10 protein-coding genes and 8 pseudogenes are annotated in these 15,374 nt (G+C 61.9%); 11 read left to right on the plus strand and 7 right to left on the minus strand.

Features of this window, described 5'->3' with window-relative positions; genetic code table 11:
- Nucleotides 1-162: 162 nt before the first annotated feature.
- Complete coding sequence (locus DM992_RS40315) at nt 163-1,308, minus strand: AI-2E family transporter (protein WP_111021809.1); 1,146 nt, start codon at nt 1,306-1,308, stop codon at nt 163-165.
- Nucleotides 1,305-4,010, minus strand: a complete 2,706-nt coding sequence (locus DM992_RS40320) for a cation-translocating P-type ATPase (protein WP_111021810.1) — start codon at nt 4,008-4,010, stop codon at nt 1,305-1,307. Before DM992_RS40320 ends, DM992_RS40315 begins: the two co-directional genes overlap by 4 nt.
- Before the next feature lie 366 nt (nt 4,011-4,376).
- Here DM992_RS40320 and DM992_RS40330 point away from each other — a divergent pair.
- A pseudogene (locus DM992_RS40330) lies at nt 4,377-4,964 on the plus strand (helix-turn-helix domain-containing protein); the annotation flags it as partial.
- 58 nt (nt 4,965-5,022) lie between these two features.
- Nucleotides 5,023-6,087: pseudogene (locus DM992_RS40335) on the plus strand (IS256 family transposase); the annotation flags it as partial.
- Nucleotides 6,088-6,118: 31 nt separating this feature from the next.
- Here the strand turns inward: DM992_RS40335 and DM992_RS40340 are convergent.
- Nucleotides 6,119-7,354: an IS110 family transposase gene (locus tag DM992_RS40340; protein WP_111021811.1), complete on the minus strand. Its 1,236-nt coding sequence runs from the start codon at nt 7,352-7,354 to the stop codon at nt 6,119-6,121.
- Between the two features lie 247 nt (nt 7,355-7,601).
- On the opposite strand from DM992_RS40340, the pseudogene DM992_RS40350 reads away from it, so the two are divergent.
- The 4 pseudogenes from DM992_RS40350 to DM992_RS43335 all read left to right on the plus strand — a co-directional run.
- A pseudogene (locus DM992_RS40350) lies at nt 7,602-7,808 on the plus strand (transposase); the annotation flags it as partial.
- A gap of 46 nt (nt 7,809-7,854) precedes the next feature.
- Nucleotides 7,855-8,484, plus strand: a pseudogene (locus DM992_RS40355) (ISL3 family transposase); the annotation flags it as partial.
- A 2-nt stretch (nt 8,485-8,486) separates the two neighbouring features.
- Nucleotides 8,487-9,188 (plus strand): annotated as a pseudogene (locus DM992_RS40360) (IclR family transcriptional regulator); the annotation flags it as partial.
- A pseudogene (locus DM992_RS43335) lies at nt 9,103-9,306 on the plus strand (transposase); the annotation flags it as partial. The pseudogenes DM992_RS40360 and DM992_RS43335, both read left to right, overlap by 86 nt.
- A 5-nt stretch (nt 9,307-9,311) precedes the next feature.
- Here the strand turns inward: DM992_RS43335 and DM992_RS40370 are convergent.
- Nucleotides 9,312-9,428, minus strand: a pseudogene (locus DM992_RS40370) (helix-hairpin-helix domain-containing protein); the annotation flags it as partial.
- A gap of 99 nt (nt 9,429-9,527) precedes the next feature.
- Nucleotides 9,528-10,022 (minus strand): hypothetical protein, encoded by a 495-nt coding sequence (locus DM992_RS40375; protein WP_162631877.1) that lies wholly within the window; start codon nt 10,020-10,022, stop codon nt 9,528-9,530.
- A gap of 517 nt (nt 10,023-10,539) precedes the next feature.
- On the opposite strand from DM992_RS40375, the gene DM992_RS40380 reads away from it, so the two are divergent.
- A complete protein-coding gene (locus DM992_RS40380; RefSeq protein WP_111021813.1) occupies nt 10,540-11,556 on the plus strand; it encodes a Crp/Fnr family transcriptional regulator in 1,017 nt (338 codons plus the stop codon).
- An 18-nt stretch (nt 11,557-11,574) separates the two neighbouring features.
- On the opposite strand, the gene DM992_RS40385 is transcribed toward DM992_RS40380, so the two are convergent.
- Entirely contained in the window at nt 11,575-11,979 is a 405-nt protein-coding gene (locus tag DM992_RS40385; RefSeq protein WP_239511552.1) for a hypothetical protein, read from the minus strand.
- An 86-nt stretch (nt 11,980-12,065) separates the two neighbouring features.
- On the opposite strand from DM992_RS40385, the gene DM992_RS40390 reads away from it, so the two are divergent.
- Both DM992_RS40390 and DM992_RS40395 read left to right on the plus strand, forming a co-directional pair.
- On the plus strand, nt 12,066-13,580 hold the full coding sequence (locus DM992_RS40390) for a PAS domain S-box protein (protein ID WP_111021814.1): 1,515 nt from the start codon (nt 12,066-12,068) through the stop codon (nt 13,578-13,580).
- 389 nt (nt 13,581-13,969) lie between these two features.
- A pseudogene (locus DM992_RS40395) lies at nt 13,970-14,083 on the plus strand (IS6 family transposase); the annotation flags it as partial.
- 22 nt (nt 14,084-14,105) lie between these two features.
- Here the strand turns inward: DM992_RS40395 and DM992_RS42160 are convergent.
- A complete protein-coding gene (locus DM992_RS42160; protein WP_162631863.1) occupies nt 14,106-14,480 on the minus strand; it encodes a hypothetical protein in 375 nt (124 codons plus the stop codon).
- 16 nt (nt 14,481-14,496) lie between these two features.
- On the opposite strand from DM992_RS42160, the gene DM992_RS40400 reads away from it, so the two are divergent.
- Together DM992_RS40400 and DM992_RS40405 are read left to right on the plus strand one after the other, a co-directional pair.
- The gene (locus tag DM992_RS40400) at nt 14,497-14,688 is read left to right on the plus strand and encodes a hypothetical protein (RefSeq protein WP_111021815.1); all 192 of its coding nucleotides are present in this window, start codon (nt 14,497-14,499) and stop codon (nt 14,686-14,688) included.
- 278 nt (nt 14,689-14,966) lie between these two features.
- Nucleotides 14,967-15,305 (plus strand): HPF/RaiA family ribosome-associated protein, encoded by a 339-nt coding sequence (locus DM992_RS40405; RefSeq protein WP_111021993.1) that lies wholly within the window; start codon nt 14,967-14,969, stop codon nt 15,303-15,305.
- Nucleotides 15,306-15,374: the final 69 nt, after the last annotated feature.

Raw genomic sequence — 15,374 nt, forward strand, 5'->3', positions numbered from 1 at the left:
TTCATTGCACGTCTGGATGCCATACCGTCGTCAGCCAGCGGGTATGGCAATCACGACGATGACGAACCAGCACCACGCGCCGTACCCCACTCGCCCCGCGGCGGTTCCGAGCTTGCGGCCAATCGACAGGACGGTATTCGCGCCGATGTCGAGTGCCTTCGTTCATTCCGGACGCTCCGGACCCCGAACACAGGCACCCTGCCTCTCCTTGCCGGAATCGGACCGCGCTTCTCGGTCGCGCGTACTCGGATGCGATTTGCCTTCGTCCGCGACGAGTTCAGCCTGCCACTCTCGCCAGACGGCAAGCAGGGTCGCAATGACAAAAGGGCCGATAAAGAGGCCAACGAGACCAAACGCCATAATGCCGCCGAAAATACTGAAGATCACGAGCAGAAACGGCATGTGCGCTCGGCCGCTAATTACGAGCGGGCGTATGAGGTTGTCGACCCCGCTGATTGCCAGCGCCCCCCAAGCAAGCAGTCCGACGCCTGCCCATATTTCGCCGTTGACGAACAAGGCAATTCCGACCGGCGCCCACACGAGCGGTGTGCCAAAGGGTAGCAACGCAGCCAGCGCGGTCAGAATCGCGAGCAGCAGCGGCGCGTTCACTCCCGCTGCCCAGTAGCCGATGCCGGCGAGCGCGCCCTGGGCGGTCGCCGTCAGCACGATCCCATAGACGACGGAACGGCACACATCGCCGATCGCTGCGAGATAGACGTCGAACCGTTTGCCAAGGTAAGGCTCAAGCCCGAGCCGAACCTGTTCGAGCAACGTCTGGCCATCCCGATAAACGAAGAAAAGCGTCAGCACGGCGAAACCGAACTTTACGGCGTTACGGCCAACGCCGCCGGCGATCTGTGCGGCCAGGCCGATCCAGCGGTTGCCCCATTGCGCCAGTTGCGCGTGCCATGCCGACGGCTCATGCGTGATGTCGTCCAGTGATGCCTGTAACCATGCTCCGATCCATGGAATTGAGCTCAGCGAGCGAGGTAGCGCATGACTCCCGTCCGAGAACCATGCGGCCAGCTCATAACCAAACGCGATACTCTCCCGCTTGAGCGGGATCGTGAGCAACAGCATCGGAACTACGAGAACCAGCGTAAGGAGCACCGTCATCAGCAGCGCTGCGGTTGATCGCCAGTTGCCCGTCATACGTCGCATGCGTTCATAGATCGGCCACGTCACGTACGCGACAATGAACGCCCATGTAATGGGAATCACGAACGGGCGCAGCACGACAATTCCGAGCGAAATGAGCCCTGCGAGGAGAAGCGCGAGCACCGTCTGCTTGCCGGTTCGGGGTGTCATGTATCCTCCGTACTGTCAGTGTGCTTCGCACCATCCGGGGTTGAACCCCGTCCAGATCTGTAAATCAGAGCATGACGCACGAGGTACTTCTCAAATTCGACCAGTAGGAATATGACAGCGGAAACTGCCAGCGTAAGCACCATCTCAGGCAGAGAGAGGGCGGAGGTCCGGAGCAACGTGTTTAGCGCGGGAACATAAATCGCTGCCATTTGCAGTGCGACCGTCAACGCGACCGCGCCTAGCAGCGGCAGGTTCGCGCGCAGTCCCTGCACGAACAACGAGCGGCGCTCGGAACGGATCGCAAGCACGTGGCCCATCTGGGAAAGCGCGAGCACCGTGAAGGTCATGGACTGCCATGCGGCATGGTTGGTACTTAGCGCCCAGGCCTGCATAAAGAGCGTTACGGCCGCCATGGCGAGTCCCACCCATAAAATGTGCTGCCACATGCCGTGCGCGAAGAAGCTCTCGCGCGGCGGCCGCGGACGCTCCTGCATGATTGTCGGCTCGGCCGGTTCGGCGGCGAGCGCGAGGCCAGGCAACCCGTCTGTGAGCAGGTTGATCCATAGAATGTGGATAGGCAGCAATGGCATTGGAAGGCCTAGCATCGGTGAAGCACTGATTACCCAGAGCTCGGCCGCGTTGCAGGTCAGGACGTAGCGTATGAATTTTCGGATGTTGTCGAAGATGCGCCGCCCCTCCTTGACGGCGGCCACGATCGTCGTGAAGTCGTCATCGAGGAGAACGACGCTTGACGCCTCGCGCGCGACGTCGGTACCCGCCTGCCCCATTGCCACACCAATGTTGGCACGCGAGAGTGCAGGCGCATCGTTCACGCCGTCGCCCGTCATCGCAACATAGTGGCCGCACGCCTGGATCGACTCGACGATGCGAATCTTCTGAGCCGGGTCAAGCCGCGCGAAGACCTTCACGTGCTCAATGCGCCTTGCGAGTTCATCATCGGACAGATCGGCAAGCTCGCGTCCTGTCATCACTGTGTCGCCATCTCCGAGCAGGCCGAGCGAGCGCGCAATCGCTCGCGCGGTCACGGGATGATCCCCTGTGATCATTACTGGCGTGATGCCCGCTGCCCGACACGTCGCGACCGCCGCGACCACTCCGGGGCGGATTGGGTCGCGCATACCCACGAACCCAAGCAACGTGAGATCACGCTCGACGGCGTCCGGCGTGCTGTCGGGCTCGGGTAGTGCCGACCATTCTCGCCGCGCGATCGCAAGCACCCGAAGTCCGTCCGCAGCCATTGTGCTTGCCACGGCGAGCAGCGCCGCGCGCTCGAACAATGCGCCGTCGTTGCTGTCGACCATGTGATCGCTGTCGCTGGCAGCCATTGAGGTACACCGTTCGACAATTGCCTCGGGCGCGCCCTTCGAGTACGCGACGAAACCGGTCGCCGCACGATGGATCGTCGTCATCCGTTTGCGGTCGGAGTCGAAAGCGAACTCCATACAGCGCGGCATCGCCTTTTCGAGCCGGCGCTTGTCGAACCCCGCGTCGGCTGCGCCGCGGCACATGGCCACTTCCGTTGGATCTCCCACGGGCTCGCCGCGCTCATCATATCCGGCGTCGTTGCTCAATGCGGCGGCTTCGAGCAATCGCGCCGTCACGCCGTAGCGGTTCGCCGATTCCAAGTCCACCCGGCGGTCACCGCATGGGTAAAGCGCAACTACGCGCATCTCGTTAAGCGTGAGCGTTCCAGTCTTGTCGGTGCAGATGTAGCTCACGGAGCCGAGCGTTTCGACCGCAGGCAGCCTGCGCACAAGTGCCTTGCACCGCGCCATGTTTCGGGCACCCAGTGCAAGCATGACGGTCACGATGGCGGGCAACGCTTCGGGAATCGCGGCGACTGCGAGACTCATCGCCGTAAGCAACATCAGCAGCAACGGTTCACCGCGTAGTACACCCGCCACGAAAATAGCCGTGCACAATACCAGAATCAGCACGGTAAGCTGACGTCCGAACGTGGCGAGACGGTTTTGCAGCGGCGTCGCTGTGTGCGGCGCCTGTTCGAGCAGCGTCGCGATTCGCCCAAGTTGCGTGCCCATTCCTGTAGCAACCACCATGCCACGTGCGCGCCCGTACGTGACCATCGTGCCCTTGAAGGCCATGTTAGTCTGGTCAGCGAGTGGCAGTCCCACGTCATCGAGCGGACTGACGCTCTTCTCGACCGGGATGGCCTCGCCCGTAAGCGTGGCTTCGCTCACCTTCAATTGGGGTGCGTCGATCAGGCGCATATCGGCCGGCACTGCGCTGCCGGCCTCCAGCAGCACGACGTCGCCCGGTACGAGCCAGGCCGCGGGAATCGTCGAACGCTGGCCGTCGCGGAGAACCGTCGCGTCGAGTGCGGCGAGCTGCTTGAGCTCTGCCATCGCGCGTTCCGCACGGAAGTCCTGAATGAAGCCGATTGCCGCATTCAGGATCACAATCGCGACGATCACAAGCGAATCTTTGAAGTCACCCAAGATGCCTGACAGGATCGCGACCGCCACGAGCACGAGAATCATGAAGTCTTGAAACTGCGCAGCGACCATCGCGACGAGCGGGCGTTGCTTCGCCTCGACAATTTCGTTGGGTCCGTACTGTTCCAGACGACCCAATGCTTCGTAGCTGCCGATACCGCTCGCGGGATCTGACGCCAAATGTCGTGCGACCTCCTCCGCGCTCTGCGTATGCCAAGGTCCAGTCATCGACGTCTCGGTCAAGGCATCACCGACCAGCTTTCCATTTACGGAGGGAGTGACGCCACCCGTGCATGGCACAGCATCAATTCGGCGATAAACAGGGCAAAACAACGTGTCCGATCAAAGGCGAACGGAGAAGCACGACGACCTAGTCAAAGGCTCGCCATCTCCTCTCCCCCAGGAGATGTCAGGATCGCGTCCCGGCCGGTGTGCCCGATTGACGCGCATCAAGTGTTGGCCGGAGCGAGAAATTGATCGTGGTAGGTAGAATTGAACTACCCCCAAAAGTTGGGTTCATCGCAGGAAACCGTGGAGCCTTGGAGAGCGATTGCGTAACCTGACGCCTGACTTTATGGAGGTCAGGAGGAAGAATTGCTCGATCGCAAGGCACTTCAGGCACTGGGTTGCTGGACAGGCTATCGGCTGGAGCGGGTGGAGTGGCCGGAGGGCGATAGCCGCACGCTGTCGCTGTACTTGAAGCCGGTCAGCAAGGTCATGTACTGCGAACAATGCGGAGCGCGTTGCCAGCAGACTCATGAAACGACGGTGCGGCGCGTGCGCGATCTGCCGCTGTTCGAGTATCGGGTGGTACTGCATGTCCCCCGTCGCCGGGTCTGGTGCGAACGCTGCGGCGGGCCGAGGCTGGAGAAGCTGGACTGGCTGGGCCGCTACCAGCGGGTGACCGAGCGATTCGCCAAGGCCTGCGAGAAGCTGCTGCAAGCGGCCAGCGTGCAGGCGGTAGCGGCCTTCTACGACCTGGGCTGGCATACGGTCAAATCGATCGACAAGATGCGCTTACGCGCACGCGTGGCCGAGCCGGACTGGTCAACGATCCGCTATCTGGCGATGGACGAGTTCGCGCTCCATAAAGGCCATCGCTACGCCACGGTGGTGGTCGATCCGATCGGCCGGCAAGTGCTCTGGATCGGACAGGGGCGCTCTCGCGAGACGGCCAGGGCCTTGAGCCTATCCGAATGTTTGTGTGTGAGGCATAAACTGATGGCCAAGGAGCCACGTTATGCCACGCAAACGCAAGGAAGAAGTGACGATTGAACCGGGCAAGGGTTTGAACCTGGACCCGGAACTGATCAAGCAACTGGTACCCGGCACGCTGGATCGGGCGACGATCAACGAGCAGCTTGCGGCGCTCAAGAAGGCAATCTTCGAACGCGCGCTGGGCGGCGAACTGACCCACCACCTCGGCTACGAGAAGGGCGATGCCAAGCCAGCAGGCCGCACGAACCATCGCAACGGCACCAGCCGCAAGCGCATCACGACCGACGACGACCTGCTCGACGTCGAGATTCCGCGCGACCGCGAAGGCACTTTCGATCCGGTGCTGATCGCCAAGGGCGAGCGACGCTTCACCGGCTTCGACGACAAGATCATCGCGATGTACGCACGCGGCATGAGCGTGCGGGAGATTCAGGGCTTCCTGCAAGAGATGTACGGCATCGAGGTGTCACCAGACTTCATCAGCACGGTCACCGACGCGGTGATCGATGAAGTGCGCGAGTGGCAACAGCGGCCGCTCGAGCCGATGTACCCGGTCGTGTTCTTCGACGCCTTGCGAGTCAAGATCCGCGACGAAGGCGTCGTGCGTAACAAGGCGATCTACCTGGCGCTGGGCGTGCGCCGCGACGGCACACGCGACGTGTTGGGCCTCTGGATCGAGCAGACCGAGGGGGCCAAGTTCTGGCTGCGGGTAGTGAACGACCTTAAGCTGCGCGGCGTGCAGGATATCCTGATTGCCGTGGTCGACGGCCTGAAGGGCTTCCCGGAAGCGATCAACACGGTGTTCCCGGAAACGACGGTCCAGACCTGCATCGTGCATCTGATCCGGAACTCGTTGGACTTCGCCAGCTGGAAAGACAGGAAATCGGTCGCGGCGGCGCTCAAGGAGGTCTATCGGGCAGCGTCGGCCGAAGCGGCCGCCGTGGCGCTGGACGCGTTCGATACGAGCCCGTGGGGTACGAAATACCCTCCGATTGCCGCGCTCTGGCGCCGAGCCTGGGATCAGGTGATTCCGTTCTACGCCTTCGCGCCTGACATCCGGAAAATTGTATATACGACGGATGAAATGCACAAGTCCCGCACCGCGCTTCGCTCGTTCGCTATGTTCGCGCCTGCGGCCACCGTATCGGCGCGCTGTCTGATTTGGGGCGCGACTGTTTCCACCGGTTAAACAGTCTCTGATAGGTTCGCTCAGCCTGCTCGGCCACGGCTCGCTCTTGCTGACGCACACTCTTCAGACTGTAGGCCGCAGCCGAACCTTTGCGCGGGCCATGCTGCGCCGGCATTCCAGCCTGCAGTTCCAGCGCACGCAGTTTGTGCGCAGTCAACGCCGGGCGATCCCACGCGAACGGTTCACCGCGTGTCAGCACATACCATACGATTACTGCGAGTTTGCGAGCAGTCGCGACGGCGGCAATTTGCTGGCCGCGGCGATCGCGCACGCGCAGGAAGAAGGCGCGCAGCGGCCCGGGCGCTTGCGTTGCACCCCAAGCGGCTTCGACCAGCATCGCCCGTGCATAAGAGCGCCCGCGCTTGGTGATGTGACCATGCCTGGCCGGTGCCGGACCGGATTGATAGACTGATGGATTGAGACCGAAGTAGCTCACCAACTTCTCCGGATTCGGAAACCGCGCGATGTCGCCGATGGCCGATAGCAGTCCGATCGCCACTGTGGTGTTCACGCCAGTGATCGTTAGCATCACGCGCAATCGCGCATCGTCGATGGTCGCTTGTGCGAGCGCTTGCTCCACCTCGCGCAGATCGTCGCCGAGGCGGTCCAGTTCGCGCAGTCGCTGCTCAACACCCAGTCGTTCATCCAGTGGCAGCGGTTGAACACCGAGCCACGCACGCCCCTTCTTGCCAAAAAGATCGGTGGCGGGACACCGCTCGATCAGGTGTGCAATCAGGACTGCGTGAATCTCGTTCTTCAGCCGTGTACGTTGCCGCACCAGCTGTGAGCGGCGCGCGATCTGTCGACGCAACGCCAGCGTGTGCTCGTCCGGCATCCATACTTCCGGCAGAAAACCGCTCGCATACAGCTGTGCCAGCACGGCTGCATCGATCTTGTCCGTCTTGACGCGAGCCTCCGCGATCAGCCTAACTTGCAGCGGATTGGCAATCGCCACACGCGCGACATGCGCGCGCAAGACGTTGACGATGGCAGTGGTATTGCCGGTCGCTTCGAGTACCACATGATCGGTGGCACGCAGCTTTGCCGCAAAGCGCTCCAGTTCATCGCGTCGCAACCCGGTGCGGCCGCCTGCATGCAGCGTGCCATCCTCCAGGTACGCGATCTCGGCCACGGAGCGCGACACATCTAACCCTACGATTCGCATAACCGTCTCCCGTTTCAGATCACTGTTGGGAGCCGGTGGGACAGCACGACAACTACGGATTCGCGCTCGCAGCGCAACCGGGCGGGTCGCAGGGGCGGCCAACTACTAACACGAGCTCGCGGCTCATCGTATAGGAACGGCCTGCCCACCCGAAGTGCTCCCCAGTGCCCCATGTCCCGGATGGTCACACCATACGCTCAAACCGCTCGGCGCGGGAACGCGAGGCACCGGCTATATCATGCCGGTTACAAACGCGATCGAGTCGCTGCACATGCAGCTTCGGAAGATCATCAAGGCGCGCGGCCACTTCCCGTCGGACGAGGCCGCGCTCAAACTGATCTGGCTGGCGCTGCGCAACGTCGTGGCCAAGTGGACCGGCTCCCGACACGATTGGAAGAGCGCGATGACGCAGTTCGCACTGCTTTACCCGGAACGATTCAACATTGGAGTCTGAATCTCAACCCGCCTCACACACGGAATTCCGGATACCTCCAGGGCCCTTCGAACAACTTCCCGCAGGCGTCGCCGAGCGCATCGAAGCGGTCGCGATCGACATGACCACGGCCTACGAGCTGGAGATCAAGGCGCAGTGTCCGCAAGCCGAGGTGGTCTACGACCTGTTCCACGTCGTCGCCAAGTACAGGCGCGAAGTCATCGATCGGGTACGGGTGGATCAGGCCAATCAGCTACGCCATGACCGGCCGGCCCGGAAGGTTCTGAAGTCCAGTCGATGGCTGCTGCTGCGCAACCGCCGCAACCTGAAGCAGGAACAGGCCGTGCATCTGAAGGAACTGCTGGCCGCCAATCAGCCGTTGTTGTGCGTCTACCTGCTACGCGACGAACTCAAACGGCTCTGGTTCTACCAGAAGCCAGCTTGGGCGCAGAAAGCCTGGGAGCAATGGATCGAGCAAGCCCGGCAAAGCGGGATTGCCGCGCTGCAACTGTTTGCTCAGCGTCTGCAGGGTTATTGGCACGGCATCCTCGCCCGCTGCCGCCATCCGCTCAATACCAGCGTCGTCGAAGGCATCAACAACACCATCAAGGTCATCAAACGCAGGGCATACGGGTACCGCTACGAGGAATACTTCTTCCTCAAGATCCGCGCCGCGTTCCCCGGTAATCCTCGATGAACCAGAAAGAAGGCCTCACCCGCACCGAAATCACGAAGGAACTCGGCCGCAACGCGAGCGAGATCTATCGGATGCTCGAACGCCTCGTCGCACGCCGCTACGTGATGCGCTCAACCGGCGGCGATCGCTACACGCTCAGCCTCAAGCTGTTCTCGCTCGCGCACCAGCATCCGCCGATGAGCCGGCTGATCGCCGAAGCGTTGCCGCCGATGCAGCGCTTCGCCGACGCCTCCGAGCAGTCGTGCCACCTGTCCGTCTACGATCGCGGCAACCTGCTCGTGATCGCGCAGGTCGACGGTCCCGGCCCGTGGGGCGTGTCGGTCCGGCTCGGCTCGCGTGTCGGGCTCGCCGATTCGGCATCCGGGCGTGTGATGCTGTCGTTCCAGGGCCCCGAGCAGCGGGCGCACATGCTGACCGAGCATAGCAAAGTCAAAGGCGAGGCGCCGCTGAACGAGCAGGAACTCGCGCATGCATGCCAGTCCATCCGGCAGGCCGGCTACCTGCGCCAGGACAGCCGCCAGGCGTACGGCGTGACCGACCTGACCGCACCGATCCTCGGGCCGTCCGGCCATGCGATCGCGGTGCTGACCTGTCCGTACATGCGTCGGATCGACGCGCATGCGGCGCCGACGGTCGACATGGCCATCAAGACGCTGCACGAGACGACTCACCTTCTATCGACGCATCGAGCCGGCTCGTATTGACGCGTCTCGGAAGGCCTTGCTCGAAGATTGCGCAGGCATGTTGATGTCCGACGGCTACGCTGCATGGCGTACGCTCGACAAGACGATGCACTTCGGACATATGGAACACGCGAGACGGACGGTTACCGTACGCGCAGCGTTGCGATAAGCGCGTACGCGAAAGGGATTGGTGCCCTGGATGGCGAGCAAGTCGGCAATCTCCGAGAAGACCTCGGCACAATCGGCTTTGTGGATCGGCATCGTTCTGATCCTTGCTGCGCTCAGCGAACTGGTTAGTGACTGCCGCGTCGAAGATCGAACCTAGGCTCTTGGCGGAGCTGCCGCGTCAACTGCGGCATATCAGTGTGCAGCCGCACCTGCCCGGTTACCACCGGCCTTCCCCAGCCCGCCATCCGGACGGACGGATTCGAAAGTTGCCCGCTCGAGTTCCGTCATCCAGTTCTGCCACGGTGCATTCTGCGCACCCGCGCCGACCAGTCGCTGCCAGTCATGCAGTCCGGCTGCCTGGCAATCGCGAAGCCAGTCGATCACCGCATTCACGCATTCGCGCTGCGCGTGGCCCGACCACATTGCGGTGTCCAGCCAGATCGCCGAACTCGCCTGCGCGTACGCAGTCAACGACTGTTGCCACGTGTCACGGAATGCGCGCAAGTCATGTTCATCCGTGAGGGCGGCTTGCAGCCGATGTGTCGCATCCCGATCCCGATCGATCCGTCGCTGCTGTAGCGCATGCCACTCGTTGCGCAAGTCCTGTACGCGAGCCAGCATTCGAAGGGTTGCATCACACGCTACCCAGCTACTAGCGGACGGCTTCGCCATGCTTTCTTCGTTCATAGTGGCGTCCTCCAAATCAAACATATGAAAATTCCGATCAGTCGATCGCTGCCAGCCATTCTGGACTCAGCCTAGTACACAATGAGGGGGCGCAGCGGGTGGGACGTTGATTCTCGTCAAACTAGTCATCCGATCACGCCAGTTTTTGGACCTTCCCTCAACGGTGCGTAGCGAGCCGATGCATATCGTGCAGCGATGGCTGCCAGATAAACATCAGAGGAGCACATGGATCGCTGTCGGCATCTATCCGCGTCTGATGCGCGCTGCATGCGAGGAAGGGGGCTCGTGTAACGCAAAAAGTCGCTGACTGCTCCGGTAGCGCGCTACCCGGAAACGAAAGGAATTCGTCAAAGTGCCCGGATCGATTCGATAGGTCGGACGTCGATGGTGCTTCCTTGCCCACCGGGGAGAAACGTCGCGGCACGCACGGATTCGCACTGCATTTGTGCTATAAATGGGCGCCGGATTCGATCCCCCTGTTCTCTCTCCGCAAGGCATTTGTCGCAGGCCAAACATCGTGCACGACTGGTATGCATTATTCGACGACGTAAAAGGGCTCGGCGGTTTCCACAGCGACGCGCAGCTAGCGGAGGCGCTCGCATTGACCCGGTCGCAGATATCGGCTTGGCGCACGGGGAAGAGCGACCTCGGTACGCTGGCCAAGCTGCGCATCCTCGATGCGCTCGGCCACGATGACGTCCGGTCCGCAGTGCTCAGCTTGTTTCCGGAGCGAAATCGCGACGCGCTGATACGCCAGCACCTTGACCTCGTCGCACGTGTTAACGATGGAACGCTGTCGCTTCGCGTCGCTTCACGCCCCTCACAGCTCAACGGCCTGCCGCCCGGTGGCAACCAGTTGCTGGGCGCGCTAGCGGCCAGCGAACTCGAGCGGCTTGCGCCTCATCTCGTACCGGTGGAACTGATGCTCGGACAAGTCGTGCACAAGCAGGGCGAGATCCTGAGCCACGTCTATCTCCCCACGACGGCGGCATGCGTCATTTTTCACAGCACGAAGGCCGGCGCACCGCTCGGCCTCGCGATGGTGGGCAACGACGGCCTCATCGGATTGCCCGCCTGCATTGGCGAATCGCGCGCAGCGAATCGCGTGATCGTGCAGGGTGCGGGTCATGCGTATCGCCTCGACGTTGAAGTGGCGAAACGCGAATTTTTGCGCGCCGGCACGTTCCAACAGCTGCTGCTGCGCTATACGCAGGCGCTGCTCGCTCAAATGTCTCAGATTGCCGTGTGTAACCGCCATCACTCGCCGCGCGAACAGCTGTGCCGATGGCTCCTCCAGACGCTCGACCGTCTTGATTCGAACGACCTCCAGGTGAGCCGCAAGGTCTTCCCGGGTGTGCTTGGCGCCGACGGCGCACTTGCGGTCGACGCACTGAGGAATCTGGAAGCCGACGGAGCGCTTAACTATCGCCCTGGCCAGATCAGGATACTCGACCGATCCGCCATCGAGCATCATGCGTGCGAGTGTCATCGCGTAATGAAGCAGGATTACGCGCGCTTGTTCGACATTAAGTAACGCAATGCGTGACGCACATCACGCCTCGGACACCTCCATTCCGTCGGTCGGGCGACGCGAAAACACGGCGTCCATGATCTGCTTCAGCCTCGTCAGGCACTGCTGGGCCTCTTCGGGGGAATTGAGTTCCAGCGCCTCCAGCACGTTCACGATTCCGGCCAGAAACGCATCGCCGACGGCGGCTTCCCGTCCGCAAGTCCGCAGATAGAGGGCATGACCGTACAGCGCGCGAATGAATTCGACCTGCTTGTCTGCAAACGTTTCATCGTCCTGCGCATCGATATCGAACCGTTCGTTCTCGTGCCGCTGCAATGCGACGGGTAGCCGGAAAGTCATATTCATACCGCAGGCCTCGAAAGAGAAGGAACCGACGACCGGAACGCGTATTACACCCTCCTGCGCCATTGAAACATTGACGGACATCGCCGGCCGCTATTTTTCTTCCGTGATGATCCGGTCGTCAAGTATATTTGACACTTTGATAATCGTAGACACCGAACAGCGATGCCATGGATGTGTTGACCGCCGCGAGTGCGATCCTCCTGCTCGGAGGTTGGGTCTGGCTTTTCTGTAAGGTGCGGCGTCTCGCCATATCGGAACGTCTGACGAAAGCCATTGCAAACAGGACGGTCGATGCGATCCTCGCTGTCGACGAACGGGACCGCATCGTCCTGTTCAACGCTGCCGCCGAGCGCCTGTTCGGACGGGCCACTCGATCCGTGATTGGCGTCGATATTGCGACGCTGATGCCGGACTATCGTTCTGCCTGCCGTAGCCACGTGGGACCGGGACTCGAGGAAGCGAGCCTGGCCGCGCGCAACGGCCCCGGGATGAAAGCGCTGCATGCGGACGGCACGGTATTTTTTGTCAGCGCATCGGTGTCGAAGGCCAACGTCGGCCGACAGGCGTTTCGCGCGATCATCGTTCGGGATGTCAGCGAGCAACGACGCATGCACGATGCGGCGCATGACAGCGAAGCGCGTTACCGCGTCTGCGTCGAACTCAGTCCCGTCGCGACATGGTTGAGCCGCGATGAGACGATCGTCTGCGTCAATCCGGCCTGCCTCGCCCTGTTCGGCGCGACCGACGCCGCAGAGGTGCTCGGGCGCCCGTCATCCGACTGGCTCGATCCGGAGGGCTGCAAAGGGGTGCGCCAACAGCTTGTGGGGCGGTCGCATGCGCCCGGGTTGGTGGCCAGGCCGACGAGCGGCAAGGTGACTCGGCTCGATGGGCTGACGCGGGATGTCGATGTCACGGCGATCGCGTTCGACCACGCACGCCCTGCGTCGATCCTCGTCGCCTTGCAGGATGTCACACTGCGCAATATGACGGAGCAGGAACTGCGCGAGTCGAGGCACGCGCTGCGCGAACTGGCCCGCACGCTGCAGATCGCGCGCGAGGTCGAGCGAACGAGTCTTGCCCGCCAGTTGCACGAGGAACTCGCGCAACGGCTCAACGCCGTCAAGATGGAAGTGGCCGCGCTGAATGCCAGTCAGGACACTCACCCGCAACGGGCGGCTCGCACGCTCGCGTCTGATGGCAGAATCGACACGCAGCTGGACGAACTGGTCGATCTCGTGCGCCGCGTCACGGCCGACCTCCGGCCGCCGATGCTCGACGATCTCGGGCTCGCGGCGACCCTCGAATGGCTCGCACGGGATCTGCTCGCCCGATATGGCTTGAGGGTCCATACCGACTTGCGCGAGACTGACATCGATACTACCGCCGCCGCCGTCCTGTACCGAATCGCTCGAGATGCGCTTGAGCGCGCACGGCTGCGCGCGCCGGATTCGCGCATTTCGCTGCGGTTGCTGGAATCTGGTGGATTCGTTAGGTTGACGGTGCGTGAGGACGACTTCGTCGACGACGACCTCGCCAACGGGCTGCCGCCTGCAATGCTGTTCGCTATCCGCGAGCATGTCGCGCTGGTGGGTGGCGACGCGGAATGGAAAACACATCGGACCGGTGGCCAGGAACTCATCGTCCATCTGTCATTGCTCGGTCGGAAAAGCCTGATTCCGTGACCGTGAATATCAAGCTGGACCGGTTATCGACATCACGCGATCAAAGCGATTTCCGATGGCGTGAAAACGCCTTCCCGGCAAGCGCGCACTCGAGGCGTATAGTGTTCGGCCGGTCTCGACGTCCGGACCGCCGCACGAAAGATGTAGCCATGCACCGCCCCCCGATCGGTTCGCCCCGAACCATCGGCCAGCATTCTGAAACACCGCCTGCGACCGGATCCGCAAACAGTTCAACGCGCAACTATTCCGAAAGTACTTCGCCGAAATAGACCGGCTGGCAGAAGTGCTATTCATCCCCTTCCCGGTAGTTGCTCAATGATCCGAAATGCAGCTCATGCCATCGCGACGGCGCTGTCACGTTGGCGGTTGTGGTCGCGTAAGATGATGCGATGAAACCGAAAGCGCTCTACCATGGTCATCGACTCCCCGCAGCAGTTATCAGCCAGGCGGTCCGCTGGTATTTCCGCTTCCAGCTGAGCCTACGCGACATTGAAGAGCAGCTATTCGGCGCTGCGCACTTTCCTTTCAGCGCACGTCGGAGCGCCTTGGCTCGCGGTGCGCGACGAATATCGCGCGGCATGGGCAGCGACGCAGCCACGGGTGAGTCCGGATATCTTCGGCACGCTCGTCGCCACCAATACTTCGCTGAAGCAAGGACGCGTGCGGGTCCATCTGCCTCGCGCGGGCGTGGTGCCGCTGGAAGTGGCGAATTCCGAATTCTACGTACACCCGGAACTCGGCACGTTGCTCCGGAACGCGCATTATGTCTCTCCCGAGCAGAAGAGACAAAATCGTGCGGCGCACCGCAAGGCGGAACTGCATGGCCGCATGCGCGAAATGTCCGCGCACGCGCAGGCGCATAAGATCGGTGACATCTGGTACCGGGTCGAGCTCGGTCATCTTCCGTTCGCGCCTCATGAGCGCGGCGAACGGCCGGGTGCCAGGACAGACCGTGTTCGACGCGGTGCTGGGGCGGCTGGTCAATCCTTCCGACCTTTTCGATCTGGAGCACATTTACGGCGGGCGCGGCCTCTACGGCGTGCGCAGGCGCGAACTGTCGTACCGCGAAATGCGCGAGTTGGGCTTGCTCCCCCCGTCAAGGGCGTAGACCGCCATTGACGCAAACCGGATAGCTGGCGGGGACTTTTGACCCGTGGTATGCCATGCGCATCCGCCCAGACACGTACATGCCGGTCACCGCGAAGTTGATTCGAAGGTCGTTGTCCTCATGCCCCCCACACACGATTGACCTGTGTCATGCCGCGACAAACCGCAGATCGCACAATTAACGCTATCGGTACTCCTTCGGCTCCGCCGACCGGTGCATGAACATGTGAAAACATTCGCTTTTGCATGGATCGATCGCAATTTCGAGTGAACCAGACCATGAAACTACCTTTGGAAATCTCCTTTCAGGGCATGACGCGCTCGGACGGCATCGAACAGGCTGTGAGAACGCATGCTTCGAAGCTCGACAAATTCTGCCCCGACATCATGCGCTGCCGCGTTAGCGCGATTCTGGACGAGAAGCACAAGCATCGGGGCAAGTCGTTCAATGTCCGCATCGACTTGACGATTCCCGGGCATGAGCTGGTGTCGGACAGGGAGCGTGATGAAGACGTGTACATCGCGCTGCGCGATGCGTTCAACGACGTCACGCGTATGCTCGAAGACGCAGTACGTAAACTGCATGGTCAGGTCAAACGACACGCGGAACGCCTGTAGCACATCCCCGCATGGCGTTCCATCCGGCGCGAGCGCGCAAGTGGCAACGCCGATCGGCGCCGAGGTTGA

The sequence above is a fragment of the Burkholderia sp. JP2-270 genome (assembly GCF_003233675.1).
Classification (GTDB): Bacteria; Pseudomonadota; Gammaproteobacteria; order Burkholderiales; family Burkholderiaceae; genus Burkholderia; species Burkholderia pyrrocinia_C.

Excerpts from the sequence above, each read along its gene's own strand:
- DM992_RS40315 (WP_111021809.1), bottom strand. The coding sequence starts at position 1,308 with ATGACACCCCGAACCGGCAAGCAGACGGTGCTCGCGCTTCTCCTCGCA.
- DM992_RS40320 (WP_111021810.1), bottom strand. The coding sequence starts at position 4,010 with ATGACTGGACCTTGGCATACGCAGAGCGCGGAGGAGGTCGCACGACAT.
- DM992_RS40340 (WP_111021811.1), bottom strand. The coding sequence starts at position 7,354 with ATGCGAATCGTAGGGTTAGATGTGTCGCGCTCCGTGGCCGAGATCGCG.
- DM992_RS40375 (WP_162631877.1), bottom strand. The coding sequence starts at position 10,022 with ATGAACGAAGAAAGCATGGCGAAGCCGTCCGCTAGTAGCTGGGTAGCG.
- DM992_RS40385 (WP_239511552.1), bottom strand. The coding sequence starts at position 11,979 with ATGTCCGTCAATGTTTCAATGGCGCAGGAGGGTGTAATACGCGTTCCG.
- DM992_RS40390 (WP_111021814.1), top strand. The coding sequence starts at position 12,066 with ATGGATGTGTTGACCGCCGCGAGTGCGATCCTCCTGCTCGGAGGTTGG.
- DM992_RS42160 (WP_162631863.1), bottom strand. The coding sequence starts at position 14,480 with ATGACCGAGCTCGACCCGGTACCAGATGTCACCGATCTTATGCGCCTG.
- DM992_RS40400 (WP_111021815.1), top strand. The coding sequence starts at position 14,497 with ATGAGCGCGGCGAACGGCCGGGTGCCAGGACAGACCGTGTTCGACGCG.
- DM992_RS40405 (WP_111021993.1), top strand. The coding sequence starts at position 14,967 with ATGAAACTACCTTTGGAAATCTCCTTTCAGGGCATGACGCGCTCGGAC.